Origin of the sequence: Cytobacillus sp. IB215665 (assembly GCF_033963835.1) — a bacterium.
Taxonomy (GTDB): Bacteria; Bacillota; Bacilli; order Bacillales; family SM2101; genus Nanhaiella.
Genome location: NZ_JAXBME010000024.1, coordinates 29,264 through 51,896, shown reverse-complemented (window position 1 = coordinate 51,896; position 22,633 = coordinate 29,264). Strand labels below are relative to the sequence as shown.

Below are 22,633 nucleotides of genomic sequence, written 5' to 3'. Positions count from 1 at the left end.
CTGATTATTTTACTTCCCTGTATTGCTCAATAAAATTTTTAAGTAGTCGTTTACCGAAAGCAGTCATAATAGACTCTGGATGAAATTGAACACCTTCAATTGGGAGGGTTTTATGTCTAATCGCCATAATCTCATCTTCTTCAGTCCAAGCTGTAATTTCAAAACAATCAGGTAAAGTCTCTCTTTTCACAATTAAAGAATGATATCTAGTTGCAGTTAAAGGATTTTCAATATCTGTAAAAATTGTTTTTTGATTATGAAAAATTTGAGATGTTTTTCCATGCATTAATTTATCAGCTCTTACAACATCGCCACCAAATGCCTGAGCAATCGATTGATGTCCTAAACACACTCCGAAAAGTGGAATTTTCCCAGCAAAATATTGGATAGTTTCTAGGCTTATACCTGCTTCATTAGGGCTACATGGCCCAGGGGAAATCATAATAAAGTTTGGGTTTAACTCTTCAATTTCTTTTATCGTTATTTCATCGTTACGCTTTACGACCAACTCTTCTCCTAATTCACCTAAGTATTGTACTAGGTTATACGTAAAAGAATCATAATTATCGATCATTAAAATCATTATCGTCACCTCATCAATATTTTTTAGAGCTTTTGCATCCCTTCAAGTGAGAAGTTAGCAAGCTTCAATGTTCAAATTTACTCGAATGAGTTTACTTTCTTAGCTTCACATAATTCAATAGCCTTCCACAGTGCTTTAGCTTTTTTTAATGACTCTTTATACTCATATTTTGGATTTGAATCAATTACAATACCTGCGCCTGCTTGAATATGAGCAATGCCATCCTTTACAACCATTGTTCTAATAACTATGTTTAATTCAACGTTATCTGAGAAGCCTATCCAACCAATTGACCCTGTATACATTCCTCTACGTACAGGCTCTAACTCTTCTATAATTTCCATCGTCCTCACTTTAGGTGCCCCAGTAATCGTTCCACCAGGGAAAACAGCTCTAATTAAATCATATGCATTCTTATTTTCACCTAACTTCCCTTTCACATTTGAGACGATGTGCATTACATGTGAATATTTCTCAATAATCATAAATTCATCAACTTCTACCGTTCCATATTGACAAACTCTCCCTAAGTCATTCCGCTCCAAGTCAACGAGCATCACATGTTCAGCCCGTTCCTTCTCATTTTGAATAAGCTCATTGGCAAGCTTAACATCTTCTTCATGAGTTGTTCCACGAGAGCGGGTCCCTGCAATCGGACGCGTACTCACTTCTTCTCCATCTTTTTTAATAAGAAGCTCTGGAGAACCGCTAACAATTTGAACATCACCCATTTCCAAATATGCCATATATGGGGATGGGTTTAACTCACGTAATTGTTCATAAATGTCAATAGGGTGCCTTGTAATTGATTTTGATTGCCGTACGGATAAATTAATCTGAAAGACATCACCTTGTGCAATATAATTTTTTACCTTTTCTACCGCTTCTTTAAATTCTTCTTCAGACATTGATACATTTTGATGTCCACCTGCATGTGTAGGATAAGCGAAATTTAGTTCATGACTTATCTCTTCACTCCACATCCTCTCATAATGATCTAAACGTTTCTGTGCTCTTTCATCATCTCTGTTATCAATCGTCATTAGCCATAGTATATTCTCATTATGATCATAAACAAAAATGTCATCAAAAATAAAAAAACAAATATCAGGTGTAAGTAAATCATCAGCAGCCACTTTAGGTAATTTCTCAATTTGTCGAACATAATCATAGCTTATATAGCCAATAGCACCACCTTGAAAATCTGGTAAGCTAGGTACATGTTCAGTTTTATATTTCCTCATCCAATCCTTAAGAACTACAAGTGGATCTCCTTCTATTGTAGAGCGTTGACCGTGTTCTATAATTTCAACCTGATTATTTTTTCCTTTAATTGTTGCAAACGGCCTTAGACCAATTATGCTATATTTCCCTCCACGGCCACTTTCAAGTAGCATGTGATACGGTTCATCTTTTGATAAGTATTTATATCTTTTAAACCACTCATCTTCTTTTATAGGTAACTTCCTAGCTACAGGTCTTCTTTGTTGCATCGTGTCACACTCCTTACCCCAAACTAAAACTGATAAGCCTATTGTACAAGAATGTCACTAAGAGTTCACCTTCCAGCAACTAAAATTTCGAATGAAAGTGTAAAAAGAGTTATGAAGACCAAAATAGTTAATATATCTACCGTGTTTATCACTATAACTAGAACCTTTCCACTTTAATTAAAAGCTCTTCTCGTTAATTTCGTAAATATTGTTTCTATGCTTGATCAATTAAGGGCAACTGTCATAGCCTTTAATGCTACAATCGTTAGATTTATACGTTCTGATGTCTTAGTATGAAACACTACTAAATACGAAAGCAACATTAATAAAAAAAGACTCTTTGAGCAAACTTTGTTGCAAAAGAGTTTTATTGGGAACTCAATAATTTTTTAAAGTAGCAAAGATGCCACGTATACAGAATATACGTGCTTACAGCCTAAAAAAACAGCTCCGTTAAGGAGCTGTTTTTACAAAAATTATTTCTTATGAAGTTCTATTCTTCAAATTGATAAAGTGGTGTACTCAAATATCTCTCACCATTACTTGGGATAATTGCTAACACTTTTTTTCCTTTTCCTAGCTGCTTCGCTACTTTTAATGCCGCACATATTGCTGCACCTGACGATATCCCACCTAAAATACCTTCCTCTTTAGCAGCACGACGCGCATATTCAAATGCTTCTTCAGTAGTAATTTTCAAAATATCGTCATACACATCCGTATTTAAAATATCTGGTACGAATCCTGCGCCAATACCTTGAATTTTATGCGGTCCTGGTTTACCTCCAGATAAGACAGGTGAATCTGATGGTTCAACAGCTACAATTTTTACATTTGGATATTTATCTTTTAATACTGAACCTGCTCCAGTAATTGTTCCGCCAGTTCCTATCCCTGAAACAAATGCATCTAATTGATCACCCATTTGTTCAACTATTTCTACTCCTGTAGTTAGCTTATGAACTTCAGGATTCGCCTCATTTTTAAATTGCTGTGGCATAAAATATCCGTGATCTTCACGCAATTCACTAGCCTTACGTATCGCTCCGCCCATCCCCTCACTACCAGGAGTTAACACGATTTCTGCACCGTAAGCTTTTAGTAAATTTCTTCTTTCTAAACTCATTGTTTCTGGCATTACTAAGATTGCTTTATAACCTTTGGCTGCTGCAACCATCGCTAAACCAATTCCTGTATTACCACTTGTCGGTTCAACGATTGTATCACCCTGTTTTAGTAAACCTTTCTCTTCTGCTGCTTCAATCATTGCTAAAGCAATTCTATCCTTTACACTACTCCCAGGATTCATAAATTCTAACTTTAAATATACTTCAGCAGAATCGTCTTCGACAAGGCGGTTTAACTTTACAATTGGCGTTTGGCCGATTAACTCATTAACAGAATTAACAATTTTCATTTTATCACCTCTTAATTCCGAGTATTTTGATTTGTTTTGTATACAATAAATGTACTCGAAATTATAGAAATTGTCAATTATTTTCAAGTCTCATTTATAAAGATTTATTTATTTGCATCTTTACCATAAAACCAAGACACTTCTGCCTCATCCCAAAATGGTTGTGCAGATATCGGGCCATCCATTTGTTCAAGTGCTATTTGCCTTCTTATTTGGTCCTTCATACTTTCAAAAGTGTAGTTAATTCCGTCTATTTTCTCATGTAAAAGAACGACTGCAAAACCACCTTCTACTGTTATCGGCTGACTCCATTCATTTTGTTTTAATTGTTCAGCAGTTTCAAAATACTCTTTAGGTACTATTTTACTATCAGATGAAAGGACACCTAGCTCTCCTCCATGATTAGCAGTAAATTCATCAACAGATTTTTCCATGGCTAGCACATCAAAACTTGACCCTTCTTTTAATTCATTATTGACTTGTTTTGCCTCTGCCCTTGTTTTTACAACTATATGTGATAGATGATACTTTGTTTCAATATTATATAATTCTTTGTTTTTTTCATAAAAGTCTCTTATTTCGTCCTCTTGAACGTTTGCATCTTTTGTTAGTAATTGTTCAAGTAACATGCTGTAACGGATTTGTTCTCTCCATTTCTCGTCATCCCAAGCATCATTAGCAAGTGAGGAATATTTTTTTATCATCTTTAACTCTCTCTCAACAGACTCCTCATCTGTTTGTATATTATATTTTTCAGCTAATAGTTCAATTACTTTTCTATCGATCATAATTTGTAAAGTTGCTTTTCCGTATTCAGCTTCTAACTCATTGAGCCACTGTTGTCTATAGATATTTTCATTCCCTACAGATGCAATAATTTCTTCTGATTCTGTTTGAATTATCTTTTCATTTAAATTAACAGGCTTTGTAACATCAACTACATCTTGCTTGTCACCAATCAAAATGAAGATTGTAAAACAGTTTACAATTACAAGGCCAAAAACAAGTATCCATAACGCTTTTTTACTCAACGTTAACCCACTCCATTTTGCTAAAGGTAATTTTCGTATTCATTATGGTTTTTTTCACAACAAGACAAGACATCCATATAGCTAACTGTCGATACATCTATCTTTTGAAGTTTATTTTGTATAGGTTGTGCTTTATCGTTCGATGAATTAAACCCGTATACAACAAATATTCGTAACATCTTATCATTTGTAAATAATATTAGTTTTACAATAAAATATCTTACTATGCTAATAACAAAGTTACCGTGAAAAGCTATTATTTGTTTATGCTGTTTACACAGTGTTTGTTGTTTTTCATACTAATAAACACGGAATCATATATAAGGCTTACTATCGTAATTTTGTATAAATAACAACACAATTTTGGAAAGAGCCATTATTTAAAACCTCTGAATTACATCGCTTCTTTTTTAAGAGCCTCAAGTTCTTCTTTTGAAAACAAATACTTTTGATTACAGAAATGGCATTGCGCTTCAGCTTGGCCTTCCTCCACAATGATTTCTTCTATTTCGTCAGGACCTAAACTAATAATTGCATTTGCAAACCTTTCTTTTGTACAGTTACATTTAAAAGTTACTGGTTGTTTGTCTAATATTTTCACATGATCTTTATCTATTAGTTCATAAATAATTTGTTCAGGGGATAACCCTTTTTCAATTAATTTAGATATTGGCTCTATCGTTTTTAACCTTTCTTCTATTGCTACGATCGTATCATCATCTGTGCCAGGCATGAGTTGTATAATAAACCCACCTGCAGCAAGAACAGAGTTATCAGGGTTAACTAGAACACCTACTCCAACAGATGATGGGGTTTGCTCAGATGTTACAAAATAATATGTAAAGTCTTCACCTAACTCTCCAGAAACAATCGGAACTGAACCAGTAAAATTCTCACGCAACCCTATATCTTTCACCACAGTTAAAAAACCATTTGTCCCCACGGCCCTTGCTACATCTAGCTTGCCATGTTCATTTAGATCGAAGTGTGTTTGTGGATTGGATACATACCCTCTCACTTCTCCATATGCATTGCTATCCACGATAATTGCTCCAATTGGTCCACCAGCATCTACTTTTATCGTAATTTTTTCGTCACCTTTTAACATTGCACTCATCATTACGCCTGCAGTCATTGTTCTTCCTAATGCGGCTGAAGCTGTCGGCCATGTATATTGACGGCGCTGAGCTTCTCCGACAGTTTCTGTTGTCTTTGCTGCATATATTCTGACTTGTCCATCATAAGCTAAAGCTTTTACTAAATAATCTGACATGGTTGTTAATACCCCTTTCACAAGATGCAACTATATAATAATTGATTCAATATGTATGATAATACACAATTAGTTTTTATAAGAATCTTGATTCTTTTGATAAATTAGTTGTAAACCTTTTAACGTTAAGAATGGATCGACAATATCTATAACAGTTGACTCATCAGCAATTAATGATGCAAGTCCACCTGTAGCGATAACCGTTGGTAAAACATTTGCTTGAGCTTTTATTTTCTTTACAATCCCTTCTACTTGACCGACATACCCGTACAATATTCCAGATTGCATTGCAGATACTGTGTTCTTCCCAATAACATGATTTGTATGCGCAATTTCTATTCTAGGTAACTTAGCTGCTTTGGAATATAACGCCTCCGTTGAAATGGCAATCCCAGGAGCTATAGCCCCACCCATATATTGTTTCTGCTCATTAATGTAACAATAAGTTGTTGCAGTACCAAAATCGACAATGATAAGTGGACTTCCATATAAATGCATTCCTGCTACTGCATTTACGATTCGATCTGCCCCTACTTCTCTTGGGTTATCTATTTTTATATTTAAACCTGTTTTTATTCCCGGTCCAACGATTAGCGGATTTATATTAAAATACTTGTGGCACATTCTTTCCAGCGCAAACATAATTGGTGGAACGACAGAAGAAATAATGATGCCGTCAATATTTAAAAAGTCTAAATCTACGTGCTTAAATAACGCTTTGATAATCATGCCATATTCATCTTCAGTTTTATTTCTACTCGTTTCAATCCGCCAATGATATTTAAGCTCATTTTGTTCATAAACACCTAAAACGGTATTAGTATTCCCGACATCTAAGACAAAAATCATTTCATCACCACTTTTATCAAAATAACTGTTATTCCAAACGATTACTACATAAAAATAACAACATATTCCTCATCATACCACAAATGGTTACAAAAGCGCATGGTGTCAGCTTACGCTAGAGATTTGGTTAACAACAGAAGATCAAGCATATTCAAAAAGGCTGTTTTCGCAATGATTGTTGCTTTTCGTTCTAAGATATAACACGGATACAACAATAGTTTCGTGACATCTTTTCTTCTATGATATGAAGATAATTATACGAGACTTCTTTTTACTGTCGTAATTTTGTATAAATAACAACAAAGTTTACGAAAAGAGCCTTCAAAAAAGATGCCTCGAAAAACCGAGACATCTTCTTAACCCTTCATCTTTACTAATTATCGATCACAAAGCTAAATTAATCTTGTTGATCTTGATCATCAGATGGAGTTTCTTCTTTTTTAGTGCTAATGTTTACCTTCACATCATCCGAACTGCTCTCTTCAATACGATCAGGTAATCTTCCATTATCTATTAAATACTTAATTTGTTCAGCATCAAGTGTTTCAACCTCAAGTAAGGTTTTTGCTACTAGCTCGAGCTTATCACGGTTTTCTGTCAAAATGTCTTTAGCTTTCGCATAACATTCTTTAATAAACCTTTGTATCTCTACATCAATGTCATGTGCAATGGCATCACTATAGTTTTGCTCGTTATGAAGGTCGCGGCCTAAGAACACTTGACCTCCTTGAGCCTGACCAAATTGTAATGGTCCAAGCTTATCACTCATACCATATTCTGTTACCATCTTTCTTGCTATACCAGTTGCTCGTTGGAAGTCGTTATGAGCACCCGTACTCACTTCACCGAAAATGATCTCCTCAGCAACACGTCCACCTAATAAGCCAGTAATTTTATCTAGCAACTCAGGCTTAGTCATAAAGTAGCGATCTTCTTTTGGTAGCATTACTGCATAACCACCGGCTTGACCTCTTGGAACAATCGTTACTTTATGTACGACATCTGCTTCATCCAGTACAACACCGATAATTGTATGTCCAGCTTCATGGTAAGCAACGATCTTACGTTCCTTTTCAGAGATGACACGACTCTTTTTAGCCGGCCCAGCAATTACACGGTCTGTTGCCTCATCCATATCGAGCATATCAATTTTCTTTTTATCGCGTCTTGCCGCTACTAAAGCAGCTTCATTTAATAAGTTCTCTAAATCAGCACCTGAAAAACCAGGAGTGCGCATAGCGATTGCTTTTAAATCAATAGAATCTGCTAGCGGTTTATTGCGTGCGTGTACATTCAACACGGCTTCTCTTCCATTAACATCTGGTCGATCGACAGTAATTTGACGGTCAAAGCGACCTGGACGAAGTAAAGCAGGGTCCAATATATCTGGGCGGTTTGTTGCTGCAATAATAATAATTCCTTCATTCGCACCAAAGCCATCCATCTCAACTAACAATTGGTTTAGTGTTTGTTCACGCTCGTCATGACCTCCACCAAGGCCAGCACCACGTTGACGTCCTACGGCATCGATCTCATCAATGAAAATAATACAAGGGGCATTTTTCTTCGCATTTTCAAATAAGTCACGAACACGAGACGCACCGACACCAACAAACATTTCCACGAAATCAGAACCACTTATGGAGAAGAAAGGTACGCCAGCTTCTCCGGCAACAGCCCTAGCTAATAATGTTTTACCTGTACCTGGAGGGCCGACTAGTAAAACACCTTTTGGGATGCGAGCGCCTAGTTCTGCAAACTTTCTAGGGTCCTTCAAAAACTCAACGACTTCAACTAATTCTTGTTTCTCTTCATCAGCACCAGCCACATCTTTGAATTTTGCTTTTTTCTTTTCTTCATTATAAAGTTTAGCCTTACTTTTACCAAAGTTCATCACACGGCTTCCACCGCCTTGAGCTTGGTTGAGCAAGAAGAAAAATAAAATAATGATAATCACAAATGGAATGATTGAAGTGAAAAACGTAACCCATCCACTTGTTTCTTTTGCTGGAACAAAATCGACTACACTATTTTCTGCTGCAATTGTATCAATCCGCTGTAACATTGCCTCTGAAAAAGGTGTTGGTGTGTATGTAATAAAATACTGCTCTTCACTCTCATAAGATCTTAATTGACCTTTAATCTCATATACCCCTCGTGCAGGTTGTATTGCAAGAGATTTAACATTATTGCCCTCTAAATTAGCTATGAATACATCATATGACATTTCCTCAGTTGTTTGATTAGTATTGTTGAAGACACCAACTATACCTATAACAACTAGAAAAATTAATAAATAAAATATAGTATTACGAAAAATCCGATTCATTCCTTACCTCCTCCCACGGTAAAAAAACTATACTCAATAGTATCATAGAAAAACATACCAATACAATTAATTTACTGTTATTATTTTGCTTTTTAAAAATATTATTTATGATTCCGTATATACTTCAGGTTTAAGGACCCCTATGTATGGCAAATTGCGATATTTCTCAAGATAATCTAAGCCATAACCTACAACAAATTCATCAGGTACAATAAAGCCTACATAATCTGCTTCTACATCAGACTTACGTCCAGAAGGTTTATCTAATAACGTAACAATTTTAATTGATTTGGCCTTGCGATAGCGAAATAATTCCACTAGATAGCTTAAAGTTAAGCCACTATCGATAATGTCTTCGATAATTAAGATATCTCGTCCTTCTACAGATGTGTCTAAATCCTTTAATATTTTTACCTCTCCAGATGATACTCTTGATGTACCATAGCTAGAGACATCCATAAAGTCCATTTCAAGGTATGTGTCAACCCTTTTTAATAAGTCAGCCATAAAAGGCATTGCGCCTTTTAACACGCCGATAGCTAGTGGGAATTTCTCTTGATAATCTTTTGTTAGAACTTCACCTAATTCCTTTACTTTTTCTTGAATTTCTTTTTCTGTAACTAATACTTTTTGAATATCATGATTCATGACTACTTTCCTCCTAGAAGATCAATGCTTCTTAAACTGTAATAAAATATATTGTTTATTTCCATTAAGTTCAGTCTCAAAAGAAGACTTTTTTAAGCCAGGTAACCAAATGATTCTTCCATATCTATCCTCAACAACAGGCCACTCATCCCTTTCATATAAAGGGATTTTTTGATCAATAAAAATATCTTTAATCTTTTTTGTCCCATCAGTTCCTTTTAATGTCATCTTATCGCCAGGCTTCCTCGTCCGAATAACTAGCGGTAACTCGACACTGTTTTTGTCTAAGACAATAGAATGGTTTCCATTTACCCCATTCGGTAATTGCTTTATGATTTCACTAAAAATTAGGTCACCATTAGGCAATTCAATTTGACTAGGAACCTCATGAACATAATTATATTCTTTTATTGCTCTTTCATCATATGTAAAGATAATATCATCATAGGATTTAACAACTTTCAAACCCATTGGATAATGTAATGTTCCTGATGGATGATTATTATTCAGGGCTGCTAGAAAGTCATTTATATGTATTGAGGAAAGAGATGGTGGAACCTCCTGATAAAGATATTTTAATATTAGTTGAATCCCTCTCCTTTGTAAAGGAATAGGTAACTTAAGATAAGACTCTCTACTAATAATAATAGTATTGTCTTTCTTCTTCATTACTTTATTCAATTCATTTTCTGTTAATTCCTTTAAATAATTTTGATCCTCTATCATCATCTCACTAAATTGTTGAACTCTTTCATGCACTCGTTCATTTTCTCGTTTTAAATAAGGAAGCACACGATGTCGAATCCGATTGCGGGTGTAATCATCCTTATCGTTACTTGGATCTCGACGGGGCTCTAACCCAATGCTTTGACAATAATGCTCAATTTCTTCTCTACTTAAACTTAATAGGGGGCGTATAATATGACCGATACTAAACGGCCTCTTAACAGGAATCCCTGCATAGCCTAACCCTGTACTTCCTCTTACCAGCTTCATTAAAACTGTCTCAATTTGATCATCTCCATGATGACCAAGAGCTAAATATTGAGCTTCATATTTTTTCATCATTGACGAAAAAAAACGATACCTGCATTCTCTCGCAGCTACTTGGGTACTTATTTTCTTTTTTTGTTTATAGTCACTCACATTTATTTGTGTTGCTTCACAAATAATTCCTAATGAGCTACAATGCTGTTCAACAAATCGCATCTCATTCTCGGACTGCTTACCACGAAACATATGATCAACATGAGCTACAATTAACTTTAAACCGAAGCTCCTTTTCAAACCAATAAGCAAGTGAAGAAGTGCTAAGGAATCAGGCCCTCCAGATACACCTACAATGATCGTTGAATTTTCTGTAATTAACTCGTGACGTTTAATAAAATCATTTAGCTTATTTATCATCCGCAATTCAACCCTCTACTACTCATCGTTCTACAGAATCTTGTCCCCTTATCGTACATGATTATCTAAGTTTCTGCAAAAAAGATGGCTAGCAACTCAAATTCATAATAACTGACTATATATGTATAGCCAATAGACAACAATTATTACTAGAAATAATAATGTAAATTCTAAAAAGCTCTTTTTCTTACTCCTTTTTCCGCCTTTCCTTCTATTACTTATGGAGCTATTCTTAATTGACTGATTGGTCGTAGTTTGCTTATTGGAAACGTATTGCTGATTCATTACAAGTAATAGGTCTTTTCTCATAATAGATGCACTACTATATTTCCCTTCTATTGCATTTTCTAAAACAGATGAATACTTCCTTAATAATACATTTGATTTTATAGCATTCTTAAGTTGATCTCCTCCATTCCTACTTCTAGAAAATCTATTTGGATAGGCTATATTTATAATGATCATCGCTACTGCAAATAAATCATAAGATGGTTCAGCTTTTCTAGAACCCTTTCCCCAATAACCACGGTCAAAAAACTCAGTAAATTCTTTTATTGATCTCCCAATTAATGTCGTTCCCCCCACATCTAGTAACCGTATTTTAGGAGGAGAAGCTGTCACTAATAGGTTATCTGGCTTTAGATCGCCAAAGACCCACCCTTCACGATGAAGTATGTCAAGTTCAGCTAATAATTGTAAACACAATATGCCAATCCATTCATTACCACGCGTCTTTATAAATTGTAATAATGCCTCTCCTTTTATATATTCCATCACATAAAAAGGCGTAGGAGAGTCAAAGCCTCGACGCTCCCAATCGTCAACATCTAGCAAAGAAGGTCCCAAGTATGACCTCCGGACCCTCAAAAAATGTTTAAGTACATTAACTTCTGACGATATTGACATACTACTATCACTAATCTTAACAGCGACTAAACCGGTAGGACTTTCAGATAAATAAACTGATCCCGTAGCACCTTTACCAAGTAAACTTTTAATCTTATATTTATTTTTATGCCACTTACCGACAATTACCGTCCCAGCTGGTACACTACATGCCTGTTTCTTCGAAATATTGTTCATCTCGAGAAATCAAGCTCCTTAACGATCGTTTCTTTTTAAAGTAAGTCAATGCCTCTCTAATGGCAGGCCCTGTAGGTGTCATTCCTCCTGATGTTAACTTAGGAAATATTTTAGTTAATGAATCTAGATGTGGATTCCAATCCAGAACTTTCTCGACATCTTTCTTTTTGCCTGGAAATGATAACACTGAAAACCGATTCGAGCCAATACGCGCATTTAAACTAATCGACAAATCCAACAATGCTTCTTTCACAGTTGGTAATTTATGCTTCATGCTAGCGCTCGTATCTACAAGAATAAGAACTTCTAACTCAGCAGTTTCCCCTAGTTCATCAACCACCTCCATCACTTCTCCACGTTTTTCAGGTGATAAGTCCTCCATTGAAGTTCCTGAACCAAGTATGTGCTGTAATTCTTTATTTACCACTCCTTGTAATGTTTGTGTCATTGCTTTTCTAGTTACCATTTGTACAGTTTGTGACAATTGCCTAGTATAGACGACCTCGCTAACCCCTCCTCCTGCCATTGAAATGCCTTCTATCTCCGCTAGTCCACGATTATCTATTTTATCCTCTTCCATCACGCCAATAACGTTAACTGTTACCCCCTGCTCTTTAGCAAGTGTTGCCATAGCCACAGGATCTTCTCCATGATTTGAGCACCCATCAGTTATGAGTAATATTTGTTTTAATGTACCTTTATCCACCTTTTATTCCCTCCTCAAATGGTTATTACCATCTTCGACTGAATAAAAAGTTTTTATACTTCGTACTCTTTACTGCGCTTTTTTTTCATACATATGAGCAGGTATTGCAGCCCATTTAGGAGTGTTATGATCAACCTTTGCTACTACGATTGTCATATCATCGTCAATGTTTCCTGAACGAGTACGGATCACTTCCTCCATAATTAAATCTGCGACATGTTGAGGATCTTTCGTTTGTAAATCTTTTATTTTTCGCTTCATCCAAATATCGTAATTTTCTACATGCTTTGGACCTTCAAAAATTCCGTCACTCATCATAATTAATAGATCCCCTGCTTTCAGTTGCTCGCTAACAACATCTACCTCAAAGTCTTGAATAATTCCCATAGGTAAGTTACTAGCACAAATACTAATAACTTTCTCTCCTCTCTTAATAAAGCTAGGTGACGACCCGATTTTCAAAAATTTAGCACTCGCGTCTTGCAAATCAATCATGGCTAGGTCGAGGGTGGAAAATATCTCATCAGTTGTTCTTAAAGAAAGAACAGAGTTTACCGATTTAATCGCTACTTTTTCTTCTATCCCAGACTTTAGAATTTTTTGTAACAACTCCAGAGTCTCATTACTTTCATGGTGGGCTCTCTGGCCATTTCCCATTCCATCACTAATTGCAATTGCATATTTCCCTGCACCTAATTCAATCGTTGAGTAACTATCACCTGATATTAATCCTCCACCTTTTGCTGCATGAGCAATACCTGTATCAACTTTGTATGTCTTTGCTGATCCAAATGTCGCCTGGCAATAGCCATTAGGATAAGCTGCACATTCCTCCTTTGTAACAATGATCGTCTCCTTTAAAATGTCAGAAAGCATAGGTGCAATTAACTTCTCACTCTCCCCTCGGCCATTGCAAAATGGAATGCTCATTTCTATGTCAATATTTCCTTGTTCTAAACAATAAATTTCGACATGACCTATCTCAACCCCGAAACCTTGCACAGCATCTAATATTTGCTCCTCCTGTACATGATGGTTATCTCTTTCCCGTTTGATCTCGTTAGCAAAGTCCCCCATCACCTGGGATACGCCTAACAACTGTTCAGCAACCAGCTTCCTACTCTCTCGAATTTGTTCTTTTAACTTCTGATTGGCGTAATGTAATGTCAACTCATCCTTAATTACATTTATAACCTTATCTGGTTTTATACAATGCTTATTCCACTCACGCTGTAAATGATAATTCTCTTCCAATGTGGATTGATCATATTCATGCATAATATTCTTCATATAATCATATGTTTTATTAAGATTGTTCGTCCAACATTGATCTTTTTTATAGCATAATTGGCATGTCCTCATTGTGACATTACTTAAAACATAATCAATTTCAACGTCCTCATCCATATGATTAGCAGATTGATTGTAATTTTCGAAACTACTAGATAATGCTTGAAAAACTGATGAAAATTGGGATACACGACTTGCCGTGACATCTCTTACTTTTTGTAAATACTGTTGTTGCTCAGACATATTTTCAATTGTTCCTGGTATATATTTTGCGATTTGCGAAATGAGTGATTGAGGAGTTAATAGAAATATAAAAATGGCTAATAACGATTCAATTACACTTAATTGAAGCTGATTAGCGTCATTATACATTCCTAATAAAAGAGTACCAATGAGAAGTCCAACTGATACGCCTATTTTCCGGCCATCTTTTAGTAAACCTCCAAGTAATCCAGAAAATGCAAGCAAACTCATCTGAAATAGACTTCCGATATTTGCAAGGCTTAATATTAACCCGGTAACCACACCTACTGTCGTTCCAATCGTGGCACCTGCAGCACAAGCAAGTAGGAGAACAAAATACCTTGAAGCAATATATTCAATTGATAAGTCATATATAGACCAACCAATCAAACCTGTCATGATAGAAGCCAATAATATAATTATGGAAATAATTTCTTCTGTTTTTAAAGTTTGTTTTCGTTTCCGAAATGCAACTAACGTAACACTTTGTAGAAATATTAGTGTCAGTATAAAACCTAGACCTGACTCAACACCAACCAACATCAAATTATACAGATCAATTTCGTTGTTTATAAAATATAAGATTGAGAGCTTGGACATACATAAGGATAAGAACACGAGGAATGGAACTACTTTTAGTGTATCTTTGCTAAACCTTCTCGTTATGCTATTTAAAAATAGAAATAATACTATTGATGTGAGAATGAATATGGAAGTTTGAAAAGATAAACTTATTCCACCTACAAGCAATGCTAGCATGGCTAACCAGATTCTATTTTTTTGAATGACATAAACGGCAGCAAAAAAAGGTAATGCGAATGGTGTAACTTCTGCTAATATTAATGCTCGTCCAAGTAAAAAGCCAATAAAAACAATAAGAACCCCTCTGTTAATTATTATTTTTAATAGTTTTTGCTTGTTCTTTTGAATCCAGCTGTCTAACGATAGCTTTGTACTTTTAAAATTCACGTTCGTAATAGGTTCAATGACATTCCGTTCAGTCTTTTCCATATTTATTCACTCCCCAACTTTTTATAGTTGGTTGTTATTATACTTCTAAGCCAGAATATTTTTTGTCAAAACAACATGGAGATATAAAAAAGTGTTCGACTCAATTCTTAATAACATACAATAAGCATACATAATCTGAAGAATTTAATCCTATTTTTCACAAACCAACAATGATAATATCGAATATTCAGATAATTTATTTCGTCATTATCTCTCGAACCGAAAATTAGATATGTTTTTTTATTGAATACAATACAACTAGAGCTGATCGCACCCCGGCTCTTTAAAATAATGCCAATCACATCAACTTTATACGACAAAGTTGACGCAAATAACCTAATAAAAAAAACCAGTTCATTAAGAACTGACTTTAACGATGACCCGTACGGGATTCGAACCCGTGTTACCGCCGTGAAAGGGCGGTGTCTTAACCACTTGACCAACGGGCCAAAAGAAATGATAAAATGACACTTTTTAAATAGCGGCGGAGGGGATCGAACCCCCGACCTCACGGGTATGAACCGTACGCTCTAGCCAGCTGAGCTACACCGCCATAATACGACAAAGAATATGATACTAAGGAATAACATTTTAGTCAATACCTTAATTGCATTAAAAACTAATTTCATATCATTTATTAAAAATTTACAAATGACGTCAACTAGAAGTTAAAGAGCCAAATATAATAACAATAGCAATAGAATTTACGAAGAGAGCCAATAAAAAAGCACCCGTGGGTGCTTGATATACATTTTACCTGCCAGACTATCTATAAGAGGCTGCTCAAAAAGAAAGAAGAAATGACTGTTTAAACTTGAATAAGATACTACTTGCGATTGTTATTAGGTTTTCCACCATTTTGCGGGACACATACGAATCGTATGTTTCTGCGTTAACAAGTCGAAACATAGTATCTTTAATAGATCTCAGTGAAATAGTTTTTCTATATCCTTTTTGAACACGCACTATAAAATGATCAGCAGCAAGTTATCCTCTTCGTGCTCCTCGTCCACCTCGTTTTGACTCTGTGTTCCGTTTTAAAGATGATAATCGATCTTCACTTTCTTTTAGGAAACGAGCCATCTTCTGCTCAAAATTCTCTTTAGGACGGAAATCCCTTGGAGGGCGATTACTGCCTTTACGAGGAGGTCGCGGTGACTCCTTTGCTTTTTTAATTGATAAGCCAATTTTACCATCTTTCTCAACATTTATTACCTTTACTTCAACTTCGTCGCCAACCTTTAGATGTTCATTAATATCTTTTACATAATTGTCAGCAACTTCGCTTATGTGAACTAAACCTGTTGAGCCTTCTGGCAGCTCCACGAACGCACCAAAATTTGTAATACCTGTTACTTTCCCTTGTAACTTGCTGCCTACTTCAATCGACATAAAAAAAGTGTTCCTCCTTAAAAAATAAAAAAATCATTTTTTTTATTATACATAATTTGAAAATTGAGTGTCAACAAGACTAATCAACTTCACTCAGATGTATTAAATAAAACTTCACCTTCTTGTGATAGAAAAAAATCTCTTCGAGCAATTTTTCCTATATACTCATCATCGTTAAGCTTAACAATTTCACCTTCCAAATACAATTGCTCTTTTTTCAAATCAGCTAACTCATATTCAAGTTTTTGTTTCTCAACTTCCTTTTCTGCAATTATTTTCGATTGAGAGATGAGTGTAGAACTAATAAAAAGGGCGGTAACTACAGCTAGACATGCCAAAGCAGCTAACCGTCTCATTAAACCGCGACGCTTATTAGTTAATACCTGTTGATTTTTCTCATGCTGACTAGAGTATGTCGTTTGCAGCTCTATAACTTTCTTCTGCTTTCGTAACGCACTCATCTCTAAAACTTCCTCCTTAAAAAACTTAGGATTGATTTCCACCATTTTATTATGATATGTTGTACATTCTTTATTTTTTTAAAATATCCTGCAAGTTTTTTTAAAAAAACTAAACAAAACTTTCTCCAAGAGCTAGGGAGTAGTTGAAACACAAACTTAACTAGGTTGTTCACTGGTATAAACAATAGTTGTGCAACATTAATTAGTGCTTTTACCAGAAAACGGATAGTCGTATAGCATATGTTTAAAAGCCCTATAACCAGTATAGCAATAAAATGATACAATAATTGAATTGGTTTTATGATAATATAGTGAACGAGCTTTTTTACAATTTGATATGTCGAAATTACTAATTTAATTACAAATTCCAGCAAGCTTAAAAATAACGATTGAAAAAGACTACGATAGGTAGCATAACCACATAAAATAGCTATAAAGATATAAAACCTAAGTTCTCCTTCATTAACGAGTAACAAAACATAAAATATAATAAAGCCTTGCATACACCAAAACATAATATCATTTATAAAAACTAACCACGTTGCTCGGTATGACCTCTGTAAAAAGCGTCCATAAGTATCGAGAGCTGCTCCTAAAAAGCTCCCAATACCAATCATAGACATCATTGTATAAAATTGAGTCGTTAAACTCATTTGAACAACTTGCTAAAAAAACCTTTAGCCTTCTCCCCATATTGCTCATCTAAATATACAATATCGAATATTTTCCCTTTAATTGAGACAATTCCTTTATCAACATCTAGGTTTTTCATTTGTAGGTTTTGGCCACGAACAGCTAAAAATCCCATCACAGTTTCTAACAAAAATTCTTCATTATCAAAGCTTTCAACCTGTTTGACACCTGTTATGTCAAGAATTCTGCGTCCTCTCATTACTAAGTCGTGCTCTTTAATCGTTCCTTTTTGATTTGAGCTACCTTCATAATATTGATCCATGATCATCCCTCGCTTTTATGCTGAAGACATGCTTCATAGCAAACATTTATATCAATGTATGTTCGGGACAATCATTTTAGAACAAGCCTATAAAACTTAGCAACCAGTTGCTCAACGTATGTTCATTAAGTTAGGAAACGCGGTGCTTTACGCCTCTTTTCTCTCTTCCTTAACAATCGTGTATAAGTCATTAGCTTCTTCTTTACGACTTGTCTCAACAAGTTTTTCTACCTTGACCGTTACAACTTTCTGACCAAATTGAATCGTTAGTTCATCCCCAACTTTAAGAGTTGAACTTGCTTTTGCTTGAATACCATTTATCGAAATTCTTCCTTTGTCTGCAACCTCTTTTGCTAGTGTTCTCCTTTTAATTAAACGAGAAACTTTAAGAAATTTATCTAGTCTCATATTTTTCACTTCTTTCGTCTATCTTAGATTTCATATCTGTCTTTTTAGTTCGATAGCTTATAACATAAACCACATTATCAAAACGACATGAAGGGTATGCGTATTCGCCCTAGTATTCTCATTATAATCCTTTTTTCTTTGCAGATGTCCAAATTTCATCTAATTGTTCTAAAGATAAGGATTCAAACTCTTTCCCTTCATCCCTCACAGTGTGTTCAATAAAATGGAATCGCTTAAAAAATTTATTATTTGCATTTGTTATCGCTTCTTCCGGATCAATTTTATAATAACGAGATATATTTACAAGAGCAAAAAGAATATCACCAAACTCGGTAAGCATATTCTTTTGGTTGTGATTGGATGCTTCAACTTGAAACTCCTCTATTTCTTCCCTCACTTTAGCCCACATCGGACTGACATCGTCCCAATCAAACCCCACATCAGCTGCTTTTTTTTGGTATTTATAAGCTCTTAATAAGCCCGGTAAGCTCTTTGGGACCCCCTCAAGTAATGATGCAGGGTGTTTCATTCCTTTTTTTTCATCTTGCTTAATTTGTTCCCAATTATTAACTACTTCATCACTATCAACTACTCTTTCACCTGCAAAAACATGTGGATGACGTCGAATCATTTTTTCTGTTATACTTCTAACCACATCATCAATGTTAAATAATCCGTCATCATCTCCAATTTGAGCATGCAACATAACTTGTAGAAGTACATCCCCGAGCTCTTCAATTGTATTCCAAACATCATCATTTTCAATAGCATCTACAAGTTCATATGCTTCTTCGAGAATATATTTCTTTAATGATTGATGCGTTTGTTTTTTATCCCATGGGCAACCATCTGGCCCACGAAGAATTGCTATCACAGAACGTAACGAAGAAAATGTATGATAAAGTAATTTCTCATCATTTACAGGAGGTACATATAAACTTGTTAAATTACTTATAGTAGTCTGACGATCCAATTCATATAATGGTACTTTCCTTACTTCTTCAGCCTCGCTACCAATAGCTGTAAGGATCATTACCTCATAATCATCAGGCAAATCCTCCATAAGTGTTAGCTTCACCTCTGATGCAATATATTGATCATACACTTGGCATATAATAATATGTTGATTATATTGAATTTGTTGCCTTTGTAGTGACGTTGCATCTAGAAACTGAAACCCTTCGATCGGATCAATTTGCAATGATGTAAATGTTGAATCAAGAAAACTATGCCCTCCAGCAATATTAATTTCAATACCATACTTACTACACTTATCCACTAATAGTTGAACTGTTCTCTCAGCCACAAATGGATGACCAGGTACAGCATATAATATTTCTTTATGCTGCGCTTCTGAAATTAAAACATTTACTATCTCTTCGTATACTTCTTCAAATTGATCGTATTTTTCATATACCTTATCAAAAGAATTAAAATGTAGTCCTTCTTTCATAAGATCCTGTACGACTGGGTGCTCATTTGTTCTTATATAAATATGATCAGCCTTTTGTAACAATCGATAAACTCCTAGAGGTAATTGCTCTAAATCGCCAGCTCCTAAACCTATTACAGTTATTTTCTTCATTATTAATCACCTAATTTCTTATTTGCTCTATTAAAATAGGCTAGCTTATTTCCATATGGAATGATTGACAGCTCACTTTGGGTAAAAACTTGTCTTTTAATAATGACGAAGAGAAATAATATAATACCGATCATTACAGCAGTAATTGCTTGTAAAGCAGAAAAAAGCCGATTATTAATAAATACCATCAATAGGTTTGTAAATTGAATATATACATATAAACCTATTCCCATTACTATAGCTGCTTCTATTATGGTGACAACATCCTTAATTCTGCATATAGACCCTCGGAATTTCTTATATAATATATAATACTGAAATAATACAGTTATCAATAGTGAAATGATAGTTGCAAATGCAGCACCCTTTGTTCCTAAAATAGGAACAAGTAGAACATTTAACAACCCTTTTAAAATTAACGCTACGACAACACTAATTGCAGGAATCATGTAATTGTTCATACCTTGAAAAATAGATGAAGTTGTTAAGATAAGTGAACTAAAGAGTATAGTAAAACCTTGTATCCTTAACACATCTGTACCTTGATTATTTTGAAAGAGCATAATATTTGTCGGTTCAATAATAAAAGCTAACCCGACAGATGCACCTACACCAGCAACAATGCTAATTCTGATAGATAAATTAACCTTCTCTTTAATAGATTGTATATTATGACGGATATATGCACTAGAAATGATTGGAATTAAAGATAGCGAGATTGATGTTGATACCACAGTTCCTAATTGAATAAGTGGCCATCCACGATCATAGACTCCTTTTGCACCTTTAGCTATAACGTCACCCATACCACTTGAGATTAATAATGAGTATAACGTAAACGAATCGACTAATTGAACGAGGATAAGGATCATCCCACTAATACAAATAAGTCCCCCTTGTATAAATAAGACCCTAATTATTTCAGCATTTTCTTTTTTATTAAATATTAACGGGCGTTCTGTATGTAATAGGTTATTTTGCTTATAATATATTATCAAAATTACAATTGCTGTTAATCCACCTGTAATTGATCCGAAAAGTGCTCCAGCACCGGTAGCATACATGCCATATCCATGTGATACGAGGAGGATAGAAAATACTAAAATAGTTATTACTCTAATAAATTGTTCAACCATTTGTGAAACAGCGGTTGGAACCATATTCTTCTGTCCTTGAAAATAACCTCTTAATACTGAGATAAATGGCATTAATAAAAATGAAAAAGCAATAACTTTAATCAAAATGGTTAATTCCGGGTCACCCATAATACTTGCTATCCTATTTGCAAAAAAATATAACACACTACAAAAAATGATTCCTGCAACAAATAAGGATAAAAAGGAGACCACAACAACTTTTTTAACTCTTTTATAATCTTGCTGTTCAAATGAAATAATCAGTAACTTAGAAATAATAACTGGATACCCATAGGTTGATAACGTTAAAAATACTCCGTAAAATGGGTATATTTGTTGATATATATAAAACCCGATATCTCCAACAATATTTTGGAAAGGTATCCTATATCCTGCACTAAGTAGCTTAGTTACGATCCCTGCAATAGATAATATAACTGTTCCTTGCAAAAAAAATTTTTTTTGCAAATCGGAATGGATGTTCACCAACTCACCCCTTCAAAAAAATTGAAGAAAGTCATGCTTTACTTCCGCTGTTGCAATATATGAAGAGCAACGAGAGCATATCACATGAAGGTACTTTAACTTAAACGAGAAGCGATTTCGGGAGGATAGGGGCTTTAAAGCGTAAAAATTCATCAACTAAATAGCCTCTTTTCTTCTTTATTGTTATATTGCAAAACAATAACAACAAAGAAGAGAAGATTTATAAACGTGTTTTTAGTGCTGAACACAACAGCAAATAAATAAGAAAAGGCCGCATGTTTGCCGCCTTTTGTTTGTTTTATTGTTCCATTTGCCTTGCTAAAAAACCTGCTGCTGTATCAACAGCTTTTTGCTCAACTTCCCCAATCACTGTATCTTTTGAAAAAATTATAACTGCTCCAATTGGATCTCCATTTGCAATGATTGGACCTATAGCATAAGATGACAATTGCTCTTCTTGATCACTTATAAAGGATATTTCTTTTTCTTCAGTATTAAGTACAGTATTACGATCCTCCATAGATTTCTCAATCATCCTGCTAATACTTTTATTAATATAGTCCTTTTTGGAGCCTCCCGCTACTGCTATAAACACATCTCGATCACATATTAATACATTATGTCCTAAACTGTCAAATAAAGCCTCTGCATACTCTTTAGCGAAATTACCTAATTCGCTAATAGGAGAATATTTTTTTAAAATCACTTCTCCATCTCGGTCAACAAAAATTTCTAGCGGGTCACCTTCTCTAATTCGTAATGTCCTCCGTATTTCTTTAGGGATTACCACTCGGCCTAAATCATCAATTCGACGAACAATTCCAGTTGCTTTCATCTAAAGATGCCT

The 22,633-nt window shown here is 34.8% G+C and carries 20 protein-coding genes and 2 tRNA genes; all 22 read right to left on the bottom strand.

The features are described from left to right. Positions 1-4: 4 nt before the first annotated feature. The 22 genes from pabA to spoVT all read right to left on the bottom strand — a co-directional run bounded on the left by pabA (position 5) and on the right by spoVT (position 22,621). Positions 5-583, bottom strand: coding sequence for an aminodeoxychorismate/anthranilate synthase component II (pabA, locus tag SLH52_RS21015; protein WP_214484062.1), 579 nt, complete (start codon positions 581-583; stop codon positions 5-7). A 77-nt stretch (positions 584-660) separates the two neighbouring features. Continuing rightward, complete coding sequence (trpE, locus tag SLH52_RS21010) at positions 661-2,076, bottom strand: anthranilate synthase component I (protein WP_320211155.1); 1,416 nt, start codon at positions 2,074-2,076, stop codon at positions 661-663. A gap of 493 nt (positions 2,077-2,569) precedes the next feature. Further along, entirely contained in the window at positions 2,570-3,493 is a 924-nt protein-coding gene (gene cysK / locus SLH52_RS21005) for a cysteine synthase A (RefSeq protein ID WP_320211154.1), read from the bottom strand. 104 nt (positions 3,494-3,597) lie between these two features. Further along, entirely contained in the window at positions 3,598-4,524 is a 927-nt protein-coding gene (locus SLH52_RS21000) for a peptidyl-prolyl cis-trans isomerase (protein WP_320211153.1), read from the bottom strand. Between the two features lie 394 nt (positions 4,525-4,918). Then, on the bottom strand, positions 4,919-5,797 hold the full coding sequence (gene hslO, locus SLH52_RS20995; protein ID WP_320211152.1) for an Hsp33 family molecular chaperone HslO: 879 nt from the start codon (positions 5,795-5,797) through the stop codon (positions 4,919-4,921). 69 nt (positions 5,798-5,866) lie between these two features. Next, positions 5,867-6,646, bottom strand: coding sequence for a type III pantothenate kinase (locus tag SLH52_RS20990; RefSeq protein ID WP_320211151.1), 780 nt, complete (start codon positions 6,644-6,646; stop codon positions 5,867-5,869). A 397-nt stretch (positions 6,647-7,043) separates the two neighbouring features. Further along, a complete protein-coding gene (gene ftsH, locus SLH52_RS20985) occupies positions 7,044-8,975 on the bottom strand; it encodes an ATP-dependent zinc metalloprotease FtsH (protein WP_320211150.1) in 1,932 nt (643 codons plus the stop codon). Between the two features lie 105 nt (positions 8,976-9,080). Next, on the bottom strand, positions 9,081-9,623 hold the full coding sequence (hpt, locus tag SLH52_RS20980; RefSeq protein ID WP_320211149.1) for a hypoxanthine phosphoribosyltransferase: 543 nt from the start codon (positions 9,621-9,623) through the stop codon (positions 9,081-9,083). Between the two features lie 21 nt (positions 9,624-9,644). Next, the gene (tilS, locus tag SLH52_RS20975; protein WP_320211148.1) at positions 9,645-11,030 is read right to left on the bottom strand and encodes a tRNA lysidine(34) synthetase TilS; all 1,386 of its coding nucleotides are present in this window, start codon (positions 11,028-11,030) and stop codon (positions 9,645-9,647) included. A 102-nt stretch (positions 11,031-11,132) separates the two neighbouring features. Then, entirely contained in the window at positions 11,133-12,113 is a 981-nt protein-coding gene (locus SLH52_RS20970; protein ID WP_320211147.1) for a protein kinase domain-containing protein, read from the bottom strand. Continuing rightward, positions 12,082-12,819: a vWA domain-containing protein gene (locus SLH52_RS20965; protein WP_320211146.1), complete on the bottom strand. Its 738-nt coding sequence runs from the start codon at positions 12,817-12,819 to the stop codon at positions 12,082-12,084. The genes SLH52_RS20970 and SLH52_RS20965 overlap by 32 nt, the downstream gene beginning before the upstream one ends. 69 nt (positions 12,820-12,888) lie before the next feature. Beyond that, a complete protein-coding gene (spoIIE, locus tag SLH52_RS20960; RefSeq protein ID WP_320211145.1) occupies positions 12,889-15,363 on the bottom strand; it encodes a stage II sporulation protein E in 2,475 nt (824 codons plus the stop codon). A 377-nt stretch (positions 15,364-15,740) separates the two neighbouring features. Next, a tRNA-Glu gene (locus SLH52_RS20955) sits at positions 15,741-15,812 on the bottom strand. A gap of 30 nt (positions 15,813-15,842) precedes the next feature. Beyond that, a tRNA-Met gene (locus SLH52_RS20950) sits at positions 15,843-15,916 on the bottom strand. 434 nt (positions 15,917-16,350) lie between these two features. After that, positions 16,351-16,755 carry a S1 domain-containing RNA-binding protein gene (locus tag SLH52_RS20945; RefSeq protein WP_214484072.1) on the bottom strand — a complete coding sequence of 135 codons (405 nt, stop codon included), beginning with the start codon at positions 16,753-16,755 and terminating at the stop codon, positions 16,351-16,353. Positions 16,756-16,844: 89 nt separating this feature from the next. After that, positions 16,845-17,216 (bottom strand): FtsB family cell division protein, encoded by a 372-nt coding sequence (locus SLH52_RS20940; RefSeq protein WP_320211144.1) that lies wholly within the window; start codon positions 17,214-17,216, stop codon positions 16,845-16,847. A 2-nt stretch (positions 17,217-17,218) separates the two neighbouring features. Further along, complete coding sequence (gene yabQ / locus SLH52_RS20935) at positions 17,219-17,833, bottom strand: spore cortex biosynthesis protein YabQ (protein WP_413785572.1); 615 nt, start codon at positions 17,831-17,833, stop codon at positions 17,219-17,221. Positions 17,834-17,865: 32 nt separating this feature from the next. Beyond that, complete coding sequence (gene yabP, locus SLH52_RS20930) at positions 17,866-18,171, bottom strand: sporulation protein YabP (protein WP_214484075.1); 306 nt, start codon at positions 18,169-18,171, stop codon at positions 17,866-17,868. A gap of 147 nt (positions 18,172-18,318) precedes the next feature. Then, positions 18,319-18,579 carry an RNA-binding S4 domain-containing protein gene (locus SLH52_RS20925; RefSeq protein WP_320211142.1) on the bottom strand — a complete coding sequence of 87 codons (261 nt, stop codon included), beginning with the start codon at positions 18,577-18,579 and terminating at the stop codon, positions 18,319-18,321. A 121-nt stretch (positions 18,580-18,700) separates the two neighbouring features. Continuing rightward, complete coding sequence (mazG, locus tag SLH52_RS20920; RefSeq protein ID WP_320211163.1) at positions 18,701-20,167, bottom strand: nucleoside triphosphate pyrophosphohydrolase; 1,467 nt, start codon at positions 20,165-20,167, stop codon at positions 18,701-18,703. Continuing rightward, the gene (locus tag SLH52_RS20915) at positions 20,167-21,786 is read right to left on the bottom strand and encodes a polysaccharide biosynthesis protein (RefSeq protein WP_320211141.1); all 1,620 of its coding nucleotides are present in this window, start codon (positions 21,784-21,786) and stop codon (positions 20,167-20,169) included. The genes mazG and SLH52_RS20915 overlap by 1 nt, the downstream gene beginning before the upstream one ends. Positions 21,787-22,084: 298 nt before the next feature. Beyond that, positions 22,085-22,621, bottom strand: coding sequence for a stage V sporulation protein T (spoVT, locus tag SLH52_RS20910; RefSeq protein ID WP_320211140.1), 537 nt, complete (start codon positions 22,619-22,621; stop codon positions 22,085-22,087). Positions 22,622-22,633 lie beyond the last annotated feature (12 nt).

Bases quoted from the DNA above. Each gene is read 5' to 3' on its own strand.
- pabA (WP_214484062.1), bottom strand. From the start codon at position 583: ATGATTTTAATGATCGATAATTATGATTCTTTTACGTATAACCTAGTA.
- trpE (WP_320211155.1), bottom strand. From the start codon at position 2,076: ATGCAACAAAGAAGACCTGTAGCTAGGAAGTTACCTATAAAAGAAGAT.
- cysK (WP_320211154.1), bottom strand. From the start codon at position 3,493: ATGAAAATTGTTAATTCTGTTAATGAGTTAATCGGCCAAACGCCAATT.
- hslO (WP_320211152.1), bottom strand. From the start codon at position 5,797: ATGTCAGATTATTTAGTAAAAGCTTTAGCTTATGATGGACAAGTCAGA.
- SLH52_RS20990 (WP_320211151.1), bottom strand. From the start codon at position 6,646: ATGATTTTTGTCTTAGATGTCGGGAATACTAATACCGTTTTAGGTGTT.
- ftsH (WP_320211150.1), bottom strand. From the start codon at position 8,975: ATGAATCGGATTTTTCGTAATACTATATTTTATTTATTAATTTTTCTA.
- hpt (WP_320211149.1), bottom strand. From the start codon at position 9,623: ATGAATCATGATATTCAAAAAGTATTAGTTACAGAAAAAGAAATTCAA.
- tilS (WP_320211148.1), bottom strand. From the start codon at position 11,030: ATGATAAATAAGCTAAATGATTTTATTAAACGTCACGAGTTAATTACA.
- SLH52_RS20970 (WP_320211147.1), bottom strand. From the start codon at position 12,113: ATGAACAATATTTCGAAGAAACAGGCATGTAGTGTACCAGCTGGGACG.
- spoIIE (WP_320211145.1), bottom strand. From the start codon at position 15,363: ATGGAAAAGACTGAACGGAATGTCATTGAACCTATTACGAACGTGAAT.
- SLH52_RS20945 (WP_214484072.1), bottom strand. From the start codon at position 16,755: ATGTCGATTGAAGTAGGCAGCAAGTTACAAGGGAAAGTAACAGGTATT.
- SLH52_RS20940 (WP_320211144.1), bottom strand. From the start codon at position 17,216: ATGAGTGCGTTACGAAAGCAGAAGAAAGTTATAGAGCTGCAAACGACA.
- yabQ (WP_413785572.1), bottom strand. From the start codon at position 17,833: ATGATTGGTATTGGGAGCTTTTTAGGAGCAGCTCTCGATACTTATGGA.
- yabP (WP_214484075.1), bottom strand. From the start codon at position 18,171: ATGGATCAATATTATGAAGGTAGCTCAAATCAAAAAGGAACGATTAAA.
- SLH52_RS20925 (WP_320211142.1), bottom strand. From the start codon at position 18,579: ATGAGACTAGATAAATTTCTTAAAGTTTCTCGTTTAATTAAAAGGAGA.
- spoVT (WP_320211140.1), bottom strand. From the start codon at position 22,621: ATGAAAGCAACTGGAATTGTTCGTCGAATTGATGATTTAGGCCGAGTG.